The following is a 13,362-nucleotide window of genomic DNA, read 5'->3' as shown; positions in this document are numbered from 1 at the left end:
AGAAGAATTGAGAGGTGGATATATACCTCTAAGGGGGTAGATCGGGGGTGGTATTGTTCTAGATCAATTTCTTATATTGTCGCAAATCACATTATGACGAAAACCGTGGAAATACTCGTTTGAAGGGCAGACCCAATTTGAACGCAACCGTTAAGAAGTCCGTGACAACCACTGTCGCGCGAGCCCTGCTGAGCATTTTGACTTTGGCTGTCATTATTACCGGCTTTTCTATTATTACCTTGGCATCCAGTCTCAATGACGCTGCGGCGGTTAATACCTCTGGCTCGTTGCGTATGCAAAGTTATCGGCTCGCTTATGACATCGTAACCGACTCACCACGTTACACCGATCACATCAGCATGTTCGAAGCCTCACTTTTTTCACCTGAATTACAGCTACTGGATAACCTTGCTGTGCCGGAAGAAATTCGCGTCAGGTACGATCTCCTTATCGCACAATGGTTAAAACTAAAACCGGAGCTTGAAGGGCCAGACAGGCAGTTTTACCTCGAACAAGTCGGCCTTTTCGTCAATGAAATTGACCGTTTTGTGTTTGCATTACAAACGCATTCGGAGAACAAGTTACAAGTTCTCGCCTTAGTAAGCAGTGTTGGCCTAGGCCTGATACTTGCCATTGTCATTTTCCTCATTCACTACACACAAAAACGCATCGTTAGCCCTTTGAATCAACTGGTACTAGCGAGCAAAAGCATCCAAAAAAGAGATTTCGAGATCGTACTACCCGCAGTACGAAGCAACGAACTGGGTGTCCTGACGGAAAGTTTTGGTTTGATGACAAACGAGCTAAAAGAGCTCTATGCCGATTTAAAATCCAAAATCGAATTGAAAACACGAAAGCTCACTAAAGCCAACCACGCGCTGAATGTTCTCTATGATTGCTCTACTCAGCTTTCTTCCAGTTTTCTTACCCGAGACAGTTTTAAAAAAATGCTCGCCACGACGCTGCAAATTGAAGGCGTTCAAGCACTTCGACTCAGTGTGAATAATCCCAACTTGTCAGAATGGGCGATAGAAACGGGTGATTCCACAAACCAGGGCTGGTATACACAACCACTAAAACTGGATGGTGAAACGTTAGGGACACTAGAGTGGCAAGGTGACATTGCGATGACGGATACCGTTCTCTTATCAAATTTAGCGTCCGTCATGGCGCGTGGCATTTATTACAACCATGCGCAAAAACAGGCAACACATTTGGCTGTGATGGAAGAGCGTGCCACGCTAGCACGGGAGCTTCATGACTCTATCGCACAGTCACTTTCGTACCTTAAAATTCAAACGACGTTGCTAAAACGACACCTAAAGCTTATCGACAACCAAGATTGCGATGACATCACTCAGGAGATTAGTGAACAATTAGGCATTGCCTACCATCAACTACGAGAATTGCTCAATGCGTTCCGTTTATCACTGACAAACAGTGATTTCGGGCTTGCGCTACACGAACTGGTTAAAACACTGCAAGCACAAGTTGCTGCCCCCATAACACTTTCCTCGTCGATTGATGTTATGTCTATGGATGCACAACGCCAAATGCATAGTTTGCAAATCATTCGAGAGGCCTGCTCTAACGCCATTAAACATGCAGAAGCGAGCGAGATCTTGATTGAATGCCGTCAGGACAAAGCGTTTGCGTATATCGACATCACTGATAACGGTAAAGGCTTTGTTTTAACAGAAGAAAAACCCGACCACTATGGTTTGAATATAATGCAAGAACGAGCACAGTTGCTGGGGGGGAACCTGCGTATAGTTTCTTCACCGGATCACGGTTGCAAAGTCTGCCTAAAATTCTCATTGAAATAGAACATTGGAGTTTACAGTGAGTGAATGGAATGTACTTCTGGTTGATGACCACCCTTTAATGCGTAAAGGGCTTGCTCAACTTTTAAAATTTGAGCCTGAAGTTAGCCATGTTTCAGAAGTCAGCACGGGAACAGACGCTATAGCTGAAGCCGCAAGACACGAGCCCGACCTGATCATTTTAGACCTCAATATGAAAGGCTTATCGGGGCTTGATACGTTACGGGCACTACGCTCTGACGGCTGCACATCGATCATTGTCATATTGACTGTTTCAGACAGCCCAAATGACATTCATGCAATAGTGCAAGCAGGTGCTGATGGGTACTTGCTCAAAGACAGCGAACCCGAAGAAATCGTTGCACAATTAAAAATTGCGATGACTGGTGAAAAAGCCTATAGCGATACCGTAAAAGCGTTTTTGGAACGAACACAGGACCAAACTTCCCCTCTCAGTGTTCTTACTGAACGTGAACTGCAGATTTTGCAGCAAGTGGCCAAAGGGTTTCGCAATAAACAAATTGGCGAGCACCTATACATTTCGGAAGCGACAGTTAAAGTCCATTTGAAAAACCTGCTGAAAAAGCTAGGTGTAGAATCAAGAATGGCCGCCACGCTTTTATACCTAGAGCATGAAACCATTAACTAATGGTTATACGCTGATTGAATCAGGCACAGGACGCGTCATTCATACGTAGACAAATTGCTCAACAGATTATCAACGCTGACAAAACACGATGAGAATACAGTAGCGTCAATAGAATAGATGGCAAAAAGACTCACCGAAGTGAGCCTTTCCTTTTTCAATGTAATGACATGTTAGTGATTTAGAAAATATCATCACCATTTAATGTGACACTTTCTGCATCCGTCCATACGGTAATGGTGCGATCTTGCGTATCGTGAGTGAACACATACGCAGTCAACTCGCCAACTTGTGTATTGTTTAGCCCCATGATACTGATCATTTCTGCGGAAAGCGGCGCGTTTACGGTCGCATTTTCGTCATAGCTCCAAGGCAAACCAGCAAGGTTAAACGAATCATCACCCCCACCTAAGTGGGCAACAAACCCATCCCAATCATCCGGCTTCCCCAGATCTTCTCCAAATGGCATATCTGATTGTGCCCAGATTTCATTGGGATTAATCGTCACATCTTGATCGCCGTCATCACCGATAACCGCTTCAATTTGCGCCATGACGTTGCCTTTAATATTTGGGTCAGACTGATAAGAGGCACCCGTAAAATCAACGTTAGCATCGCCATTAACCAGCATTCTGTCGAAACCATTATCCGCATTGTACATGGACTTATTAATGGTTTGGCCCGCTGGGTTTGTGGTGGTCAAACCGACAAAATCATCTTCTCCAAACACGAAGGTGTCATCACCGTTGCTACCAATATACTGGTCATCGCCCGCACCACCGTACAGCTCATCCTTGCCCGGACCACCAAGCAAGGTATCGTTACCTTCACCACCGTGGATGATATCGTCGCCTTTACCACCGAAAAGGGTGTCATCACCCGCATCACCGTATACAACGTCATCATCGTCACCGCCATAGATAGTATCGTCCCCATCCCCACCGTGAATGGTGTCTTTGTCGCTGACTTCTACCGTTTTGGTCGTTTCCGCAAACTCAGAGTAATTCAATTCAGTGATATTACTGTAGGAGTTTGCAACCAATGTCAGATTGGTCGATGCCGTGATCTCAGGGCCTTCTATTTGAAGTAGAATTTTGCCGTTTTCAGCAACATTACTGTAGTGGTGAGCATTGCCATCCAAATCCACATCGATGATGACGAATTTGTAGGTATTGGTCCCGTCAGTGTATTGCAAGGTGTAATCGAGGTTCACTGAGTAAGTGTTTCCACCAATGGTCACGGTTTGTGTTTTATCATCTGAATATTCGTTACAGATGTTATCGCCATTAAGGACACCGTCATCGTCTTGGAACGTCACTTCGGTACGATCACCGTCAAACGCTAATTCTTCCGGGAAACACCATGTATGGAATTCACCACCTTTAGGCATGGTAAAGTCATCCCCCATGATGAACACTTTCGCGGTTGGATCACAATCAATGGTCTGGGTACCTATTGTTCCCCCATAGATGGTGTCATCACCGTCTCCGCCATGAATTTCATCATCACCCCATTGACCGTAGATTGTATCGTTACCCGCACCGCCGTCGATGTAGTCTTCATCATTGGTCATTTGCGTTTGCTCTTCAGAAATATCGTCGTAATTCAAAGAATTAATATTACTATAAGAGTTTGAAACTAAAGACAAATCGGTTGTATCGGTAATTTCTGGGCCATCAATTTGCAGAAGAAGGTTTCCGTTTTCATTCAGGTTGTTGTAGTGGTGTCCATTGCCATCAAGATCTACGTCAATAATGGCAAAGGTATATATGTTGCCATCAGAGTCACAATACTTAAGGGTGTAATCAAGATTTACAGAGTAAGTGTTGCCGTCGATAGTGACTGTTTGTGACTTATCATCTGAGTACTCGTTACAGTAGTTGTCACCGTTTAGCACGCCATCATCATCTTGGAATGTAACTTTGGTTGAGCCGCCATCAAATGTCAGCTTTGGTGGAAAACAAAAAGAGTGAAATTCACCACCGGAAGGCATAGTAAAGTCGTTACCCATTTGGAACACGGTTACACAAGGATCACCGCCACCAAAGTTAGGCGACGCCGTGTTGCCATAAATGATGTCATCGCCATCACCGCCGTATAATTTGTCCTGACCATTATCGCCTTCGATGTAGTCATTCCCACCTTGGCCATGAATAGTATCATTCCCGCTACCACCCGAAATCGTGTCATCGCCGCCTACTGACGGATCAACCGTCGTTGGCTCTGTGATATCGTCATAGTTCAGGCTGCTTACGTTCTGGTAGGAGTTTGGTACGAGGCTGAGATCGGTGCTTGATGTAATTTCGGGGCCATCTATCTGAATCAGAATTTTGCCATTTTCACCGACATTGCAATAGTGATAACCATTAGAGTCTAGGTCTACATCTACCACCGCAAAGGTATACACGTTGCCGTCGCTATCGCAATATTTGAGGCTGAAGTCCACGTTTACGCCGTATTCTTGCCCGTCAATTTCCACCGATTGCGATTTATCGTCAGAATATTCATTGCATTTGTCATCACCGTTTAATTGACCATCATCATCGTTATAGGTCACTGTCGATGTTGAACCGGTGAAGTTAAGTGTGGGTGGGAATGACCAAGTGTGGAAATTGCCACTGTTCATAGAAAAATCTTGGCCCATAACAAATACTGCGCCAGTTTTTGTAGAGCTGCCGCCCGAACCAACATCACCATATATTGTGTCATCACCATTTTTACCCGTAATGGTGTCGTTTCCCAACGTGCCATTTAGCGTGTCTGATCCATTAGTACCTGTAATTGTTGCCATGAGTTATATCCTCGTTTGCTAACCAGCTCGAGGTAGCTCAGCCATCTGTCCATGATTGATTAGAGAGATCTGAAGCTTTCCGTCCCAACCTCGCGGTAGGTTTGGCTTTTTATTCTACCTTGCGTCCTATTGTTTATTTTTTTTAGGGCCCCTAAAACAACAACTATTTATACCACCGCCCTGTTTCATATGGCTCTCAGACTGGTTGATTAGCCACATAGCATCAAGGCATTTCATGAGAATTAAGGGGATTTTCAGGACAAGGGGGGGAGTTTTTTTAGTCGGTTATGGCGAAAGAACCAAATGGTATTAGAAAGTAATGAGATTTCATTCAGTACGGAAGGATGACGATAGCATTAGTTATTGCATCTCTCGTATAGAAATAAATGCACAACAAAGTGGCTATATCAAAAAAGCCATCACGATGGATGGCTTTTTCATTAGTTCAGTTTCTAGTAAAACTTATGCCGTTGCTGGTGTAGGTTCTTCCGCTTTTTCATTTTCTAGCGATTTTGCACCTTCTGCGCCATGCATCCAATCAACCAGTTTGCTTGAGCAAAGTACTAACAGTACACCGGCAATGGCGGAAGTCACTGCGATACCACCGAAGATTGCCAACGGGCCCGCATCGCCAACATGGCTACCAATCAAACCTGCCACATAGTTCGCGACGGCATTGGCACAGAACCAAGTTCCCATCATGACTGACATTAAACGTAGCGGTGCCAGTTTAGTGATCAATGACAAACCAATCGGAGACAAGCAAAGCTCACCCAGTGTATGGAAGAAATATGCACCAACCAACCACCACATGGAGGCTTTCACTGACATATCCCCCCCTTGCTGAAGTGCCGCACCAACCATGCAGACAAATCCCATCGCAAGGAAGCCCATTGCCATTGCAAACTTGATCGGCGAACTCGGCTCATTCGCGCCTAGTCGACGCCAAAACACAGCCAGAATCGGGGCAATCAAGATAATAAAGAACGGGTTCAATGATTGAAACCAAGCCGCTGGTACTTCAAATGCACCGATCATACGGTTTGTATACTCTTGCGAGTAAATGTTCATCAAACCGCCAGCTTGCTCGAAGCCTGCCCAGAAGATGATAACGAACAAACTCATTACGACGATAACTTTCAGGCGATCACGCTCTACTTTCGTCAATGGCTGTTTTTCTAACGAACCCGATTCACGAAGTTGCTTTTTAGCCGCAGGCTCAATACCAATGCTGCCCAAGTATTTATTGGCAAAAACCATCTGAATAACAAGCGACATCAACATACCGATACCGGCACACAAGAAGCCTGCTTTCCAACCGTATTCTGAAGATGCAGTGCCCGCAATGATACCTGCAAGCAGTGAGCCTAAGTTAATGCCCATATAAAAGATGGTAAACGCGCCGTCACGACGGTTATCACCTTCATTGTACAAGTGGCCAACCATCGTCGAAATATTTGGCTTGAAGAGGCCATTACCCACAATAAGGAAGGCCAGACCAACATAGAAAGCATTCAGCTCATAAGGGTCAATGATGCTATTCGGCAACGCCAGTGTGAACTGACCGATCGCCATTAATGCACCACCAATAAGAATAGAGCGTCGTTGACCAAGGAAGTTGTCGGCTAACCACCCACCCAGCACAGGTGTCAGGTAGACCAAACCGGTATAGATACCATAGAGATTCAGTGCGTCTTGAGTCGTCCAACCAAGGCCACCATTTATGGTTTTGTCTGTGAGATAAAGCACCAGAATGGCGCGCATTGCATAGAAGGAGAAACGTTCCCACAACTCTGTACCACAGAGCAGGAACAATCCGCGAGGATGACCAAGCCACGTTGCCTGAGTGTTTGCATTCATGTTTGTCTATACCGCCTATTATTATTAGCCTGGCGGGGCAATATCGGGGCCTCCTTTCCTCTCTAGTCTCCGCCGCAGGCCGTAAAGACTGCACCAAATCGGTCTTTGCCGCAAATAATAATTGAACGAAAACTTAAGATTGCATAGTTGATAAATGGGATTAATTGTCTATAAAGCACAAAAACCGCAGAAATATCTTATGAAATTCCTGCGGTTAGCTGGGAGGAAATAAGCAGATTAGTTTACGCGGTGACAGGTAAGTCAGGTGCCATTTTTCTATTTCTACATAGGAGTAACCCTAATCCAGTTACAACGGCCATCGCTAATAATATGGCGCCAAGCGAAAACTGGTCATTGACACTCATTTTTGCGGCGATCAGTGTAAAAAATCCTGCCGCCATGTTCTGAACACCGCCCAATACTGCACCAGCGGTGCCCGCATGGTGAGGAAAGGGTGACAATGCACCTGTCGTTGCCGAAGGAAACAACACCCCCGCCCCGAGAAAATAGATAAACGCACCACCAATCAATGTTTCAACGGTCACCACGCCTTCAATACCCGGAATGAAAACCACCAATGCACCAATAATGAGTACCGCGGTCCCGATGATCAGGGACTTTGCCACAGACAAACGTTGCTCAATCATACTGGATAGCCAAGAGCCAAGCATAAAACCCGGCAGTGGCATTACGAACAGCAAACTTACCGTCGCAGCATTCAACCCTAACGTACTGCCTAAAATCACGCCCGCTGCCGCTTCAAAGACTGCGATACCCGAAAAAACAGCAATAAGACAAATGAGATAACCTTGAAACTGGCGGTTACTCATCACGTATTGGTAACGTGCTAGCACCGAATCATTTCGGCGAGATTCAACGGGTAGCGTTTATTCAAAGTAAAGCGACATGATCAGGTAAACCACCGCCGCCAATACCAGCAAGAATGCATAACTGGCCTGCCAGTTAATATAAGTGCTCAGAAGACCACCGATCACAGGTGCAGCCAGCGGCGAGAAAATAAGACCTACGCTGACAAGACTATTCGCACGGTGCAAACGACTACCGTCGAAACAATCGCGTGTCAGAGTACGGGCCATAGCCCCACCACAACCAATACCCGCACCTTGGATGACACTCGCAACCAAGAACAGATTGAATGAAGGTGCAACCAACGCAGCGATGGTGCCTACAAGGTAGATTGCTAAGCCAACCAAAATAATGGGTTTGCGGTCAAAACGATCCGACAAAGGGCCATAGATAAACTGCGACAAACCATAAGGGATGAGATAACACGCCATCACCGCTTGCAGCAAAGCTGGAGACACACTGAAGTCTTCCGCCATCAAAGCCATAGACGGAACATACATAGTTTGAGTCATCTGACCGACCGCAGCCAGAATGATGATCATCATGAGAATTTTGGACAAAGGCGTTGTCGACGACATCACCAGGTCTCCCTAAACAAGCAAATTAACTAAGTTTCTTTTATGCGAGGGAGAGAAGCGAAAATGGATTCTAGCGGAGAAAACTGCAGATAATTTCTTTCCCCCTCGGGTTTTGCGCAGATACTAATGGCCGAGAGGAAGTTAAACAACATAAAAACCGTGTTTCATACACGATAAGAAATCATAGAAAGGATTAGTTTTTGTAATGCGAAGTATTTGAGCAATAAGAAAGCACCCAATGGGTGCTTTCTTTTCGTCATCAACAAGGATTAGTGAACAATCGGTGTGCTCACGTGCAATGTGGTTCCCAGCGTGGTTGTTTCTGGTGCTAACTCGAAGTTCCAATTACCACTGCTCGTCGTGTAGTGACCGCCTTCTACGATAAAATCGACGGATGTATTGGTACGCTGCCAGATGCGAACGATACCTTGAACATTGGAGGTTTTAATAATGCTATGTGCAATTGGGTCTGCACAGCCAGGCAGGAACTGCCCTTCTTTCAAGTTGATTGTGAACACTTTCCCAGAGCCTGATAGAAAGTCTGTTGCTTTCACTGACGCATCCTTCAACTGTGCAACCTTGTTTGCCTCCTCGTGTGGCGTATCAGGAGCCGCAATATCTTGGTCAACGGGCAGAGTTAACGTCAGGTCTTGCGGGATAGTGAGTACGCTTGAATCAACTGTGAAATCAACAAAATTTAGTGCACGAAGATCGAAATCACCTGACACACGGAATCTCACTGAGTTGGAGGTTGCGCGATATGGCACCAGACGGTTTTCGCTCGACACACTCACCGCATTACGAAGCACATTGATGTCAGAAGTATTGAACTTTGCCCCTTCCAACTTGATTTCAATCTGGCCACCGTAAACAAGGTAAGAGTATGGGATCTTTTCCATATTTGCTGTCAACGTTGGCATCGTTAACCCATAGCTGGCGGCCATTTCAGGTGTCACCACATATTCATGTGCCAATACAGGTTGCGACACAGCAAATGCCAAAGCAGAAACAGCGAACAGGTTCATCATTTTCTTATTATTTTTCAACATAGCAAAGCCTCGAATCTGACTACTAAAACTCTGCGTAAAATCTTCGAAAAACGTTTTAATAGCAACAGGTTAAAGTGTTGAAAATGCAGTAATGAGGCGTTGCTGCAAAACTCTAGATTGGCTGTCAAACTTATCTATTCGTCATTCGGAAGCAAGGTTGGGTTTTTAAATCATCGGCCTGTTGTTTAGCTATAGACAACCGATCTTTGCCAGATGTGATATAGAGCCAAACAAAAAAGCCCAGCGAAGATGCTGGGCTTTCTAAATGTTTTTAACGGCTGCGGATTAACTCAAACGTAGCTTATGCTTTCCGTGAGAAATTTTAGCTTTCAAATACAGCTTATTGCCGTCTTTAAGATGCGCTTCGGTGCCTACCACCGCTTCAAGCTCAATGCCGTGGTCTTGAATATCTTTAATTTTCTTAGGATTGTTTGTGATCAGACGAATCTTTGTAACACCCAGAGCTTTCAGCATATCTGCTGCATCCTCAAAGGTCCGAAGATCGTCGGCGAACCCAAGGTGATTATTTGCTTCGTAGGTATCCATTCCCTGACTTTGCAATTCATACGCATCCAATTTGTTGTAAAGACCAATACCTCGGCCTTCTTGGCGCAAGTACAGCAATATGCCGCCTTGCTCACCCATTTTCAGGATGGTTTCTTCTAGCTGCTCACCACAGTCACAACGAGACGAATGGAAAACATCACCAGTAAGACATTCGGAGTGCATACGAACGAGAGGGGCGCCTTGCTGTTTGTCAGCGCATTGGAAGATGATTGCGACGTGCTCTTGATTTGAGGTCAAACCTTCGAATGACAGGACTTCTGCAGGAACCTTACTTCCCACTCCAACATTCAACGGGACTCTTGCTCTAATTTTTGCCATCGACTGTAATACTCTGTTATGTCGGCGTTAACCGAGGTGTACTGCCCTATACTGCAACACCGATTGCGACAATTGTTATATTATAACAACTCAATCAATGCGGCGGGCAATCGTAACAGAAGTCCAGCACCACTGCCAATAACGAATCATCGTAGGCGTCTAACTACGGCAGCCGGATTCCCCGCGACAACGGAAAATGGCTCAACATCGCCTTCCACCACTGAGCCTGCATCAATAACGGCTCCTTCGCCAATCGACACACCAGCTTTGATGACACTGTTACCACCAATTACTACGTTGTTGCCAATAATTATAGGCAGTGAGATCTCGTTATCGCCATTTTGCTGTTCAAGCGGCAGTAACGCTTGTGTGGTTGTATAAAGCCCCACTGCTGGACCTATCAATACATTATTGCCGATTTCAATATGGCTACTATCAATAACCGTGCAATTGGGGCCAAACGCAACGTTATTTCCAAGATGCAAATTCATGCCATAGGTACAAGTAAAAGGCGCTTCTACGACAACGCCCCTGCCCCGCCTTGCAAACAGTTTGGTGATAACCATATATTGCTTATCCGTATCGGCAGGATCGACAGCATTAAGCTGCTGACAGAGCCTTCTGGAAGCAAAACGAAATTGCATCAACTCTGAATCAACAGGGCTGTATGGCAGCCCCTGCTGCATTTTTTCAAATTCAGTCAAAAGTACGTCCCTGATAAAAATCGACTCTATTTACCAACCGTAGAAAGAGAATTTAGCGCTGAACCATATTGATTTAAAAATGCCCGTCCCAGCTCATGGCCTTGAAAGTAATCAAGCTTCAATTGAAATGATTTACTCAATAATGCGCTGCTTTCAAGCGGAGCGTCGGGCGCAATTTGCATAAGTAAAGTCCGTGCTGGAGGACGTGCCATAAAATCAATCGCATCGTGGTAACTTTGATAATGTTTCGTGACCATATCAAACATAACAGCATTGATTTTGTGCCCGCTCATTGCCTGTAAGCGATATATCGATTCACCGCCAAACAGCCACCTACCGCCATTTTGGTTTAACTTGTCGGGCACCATGTCTCTGAGTTTATGCCATATCGGCTCTTGATGGTTCTCTTTATAACGCGCTTTTAGCGTTTGGACATGCTGTTGAACATGACCATGAAAATCTTGCAGCTTATCAAGCCTGTCTTCCACATTAAACCGTTCAAAGTACTGCGGTAATCGCTCTTCCATCCGGCTTTTCAGATTATCCAAAAACGCGGGTGCGACAGGCAGCTCTTTTTCTTGTTCTTCCACGGGTTCCGTACGAATCACAACAATAACATCGGCGCCACGGTTGTAGGCCTCTCTCGCCGGGATTGCGCCACTCACCCCACCATCAACAAAGTGGTGGTCACCAATTTGTACGCTTTCAGGATAGAGCAAGGGAATAGCACATGTTGCTTTCAACACGTCCAGGTAATTATCTTCCAACAAATTGAAATATTCGGGTTCTAACGTGCGGGTATTAGTAACACACGCATACGCCCTTCGGTTTTCAAGCAAAGAGCGTGCATTCTCTACTTGGAGGCCATCTGGAGAATTTGGTCCTGCGGCTTCTAACGCCCAGTCCAAATCCATAAACTGTTGACGGCGTACGTATTTCATCAAATTGAAAAATCGGTCGTGCGTCGTATATTGCGTAATAAAACGAAAACCAAACCCACGTTGGCGAGTGATATAGGAGGAAAGATTGAGTGCCCCTGCGGATGTACCTATGTACAACTCGAACGGGTCAAATTCAGCTTCTAGAAACGCATCAATAACGCCAGCGGTGAAAACACCACGCTGCCCCCCACCTTGCGCGACGAGTGCAACTCTGAGCTTTCTATTTTGCGTTGAGGAAAGAAACGGATGACGCTTGTATTGCTCATCCAGGGATAACAATGAACCTTTTTTTACATTGGAACTCTGCACACCAACCTCTGAGAGAATGCTGTTCTATATTCAGAACCATTCTACTCAAGGTCGCCATTGCAGAGCCAACAATTTGTGCAACGAGCGTTCAGGAGAACACAATCGCTACAGTTGCAAAGGTAATGATGCCTGCAAGAGCTGCAAACGCGGTGAATAAAGCGATTCTTAAATTAGTGTCCATTTTCTTAGCTCCAATCACATGAAATACAACATTAGCGTTACATATACATAATGTAGAGCACGTAACTGATCAAGCAGTAACATTCACTATTTGAAACTATCTCGTCCTAGTTCTGGTGATTATGTTTCAAATTGTGACTCAAAGCATAAAGCCTGTCGTTACTTGCTAGATCAGGATTTTTTGCTGCTCTACGTTTAAAAACCCGCCAAACAACAAAGCCTCCTTTTAGGAACCACGTTTACACAATCACTTCAAGAATCCGCAGGCTATTACCTGCCACCAACGCAAGAGATAACGTTCAAAATAGAAGGTATTAATTCACACCAAGTTAACAATGCAATTAATTCGAACTCTAAATATATTCAATTTTTTATCATTATTATTTAAATAGTTATGACAACAACCAATCTGTTCTCATATGTTGATGTGTCTAGAAAACAGGCTACAATTTAATGTTATGGTGCTTTTTTGAGCGCTTAATCAGAAATTCGAACCAAAACACATTTTTGTACAAATTAAAGACAGTTAAACCATAATTTCAAATTACTATTTTTCACCAATCAAAATATTTTAGTCAGTGTAATACACCATACATAATCTGTTTACATTTAGAATACTCCGCTCAATTACGATCACATAACATCATCACGGCTTTGTTGCTTAATTCGGTTGGAAGACATGGCAGCCTAAAGTTGTTCGGTTCTTAAGCAATATACTGAGTTTCAGGC

Annotated in this window: 9 protein-coding genes, 1 pseudogene and 1 riboswitch; of the genes and pseudogenes, 2 read left to right on the top strand and 8 right to left on the bottom strand. The window is 44.8% G+C overall.

The features are described 5' to 3' along the window. Positions 1-137: 137 nt before the first annotated feature. The gene (gene narQ / locus B5D35_RS10885; protein WP_244556563.1) at positions 138-1,826 is read left to right on the top strand and encodes a nitrate/nitrite two-component system sensor histidine kinase NarQ; all 1,689 of its coding nucleotides are present in this window, start codon (positions 138-140) and stop codon (positions 1,824-1,826) included. Positions 1,827-1,842: 16 nt separating this feature from the next. Continuing rightward, entirely contained in the window at positions 1,843-2,472 is a 630-nt protein-coding gene (locus B5D35_RS10880) for a response regulator (RefSeq protein WP_078752606.1), read from the top strand. A gap of 178 nt (positions 2,473-2,650) precedes the next feature. Here the strand turns inward: B5D35_RS10880 and B5D35_RS10875 are convergent, their stop codons facing one another. The 8 genes and pseudogenes from B5D35_RS10875 to cydH all read right to left on the bottom strand — a co-directional run bounded on the left by B5D35_RS10875 (position 2,651) and on the right by cydH (position 12,634). Next, positions 2,651-5,260, bottom strand: coding sequence for a calcium-binding protein (locus tag B5D35_RS10875; RefSeq protein ID WP_078752605.1), 2,610 nt, complete (start codon positions 5,258-5,260; stop codon positions 2,651-2,653). A 28-nt stretch (positions 5,261-5,288) separates the two neighbouring features. Beyond that, positions 5,289-5,376, bottom strand: a riboswitch (cyclic di-GMP riboswitch). A 346-nt stretch (positions 5,377-5,722) separates the two neighbouring features. After that, positions 5,723-7,120, bottom strand: coding sequence for a peptide MFS transporter (locus B5D35_RS10870; protein ID WP_078752604.1), 1,398 nt, complete (start codon positions 7,118-7,120; stop codon positions 5,723-5,725). A 242-nt stretch (positions 7,121-7,362) separates the two neighbouring features. Further along, positions 7,363-8,565, bottom strand: a pseudogene (gene emrD / locus B5D35_RS10865) (multidrug efflux MFS transporter EmrD). A gap of 269 nt (positions 8,566-8,834) precedes the next feature. After that, positions 8,835-9,614 (bottom strand): hypothetical protein, encoded by a 780-nt coding sequence (locus B5D35_RS10860; RefSeq protein ID WP_244556562.1) that lies wholly within the window; start codon positions 9,612-9,614, stop codon positions 8,835-8,837. A 285-nt stretch (positions 9,615-9,899) separates the two neighbouring features. Further along, on the bottom strand, positions 9,900-10,499 hold the full coding sequence (locus B5D35_RS10855) for a GTP cyclohydrolase II (protein ID WP_078752603.1): 600 nt from the start codon (positions 10,497-10,499) through the stop codon (positions 9,900-9,902). A 146-nt stretch (positions 10,500-10,645) separates the two neighbouring features. Next, positions 10,646-11,203: a sugar O-acetyltransferase gene (locus tag B5D35_RS10850; protein ID WP_078752602.1), complete on the bottom strand. Its 558-nt coding sequence runs from the start codon at positions 11,201-11,203 to the stop codon at positions 10,646-10,648. Between the two features lie 26 nt (positions 11,204-11,229). After that, positions 11,230-12,453: a patatin-like phospholipase family protein gene (locus B5D35_RS10845; protein WP_078752601.1), complete on the bottom strand. Its 1,224-nt coding sequence runs from the start codon at positions 12,451-12,453 to the stop codon at positions 11,230-11,232. Between the two features lie 88 nt (positions 12,454-12,541). Further along, positions 12,542-12,634 (bottom strand): cytochrome bd-I oxidase subunit CydH, encoded by a 93-nt coding sequence (gene cydH / locus B5D35_RS25495; RefSeq protein WP_101210404.1) that lies wholly within the window; start codon positions 12,632-12,634, stop codon positions 12,542-12,544. Between the last annotated feature and the right edge of the window lie 728 nt (positions 12,635-13,362).

Origin of the sequence: Enterovibrio nigricans DSM 22720 (assembly GCF_900167155.1) — a bacterium.
GTDB classification, from domain to species: domain Bacteria; phylum Pseudomonadota; class Gammaproteobacteria; order Enterobacterales; family Vibrionaceae; genus Enterovibrio; species Enterovibrio nigricans.
Note: the sequence above shows the minus strand (reverse complement) of the source record. Positions and strands in the feature narration are given on the sequence as shown.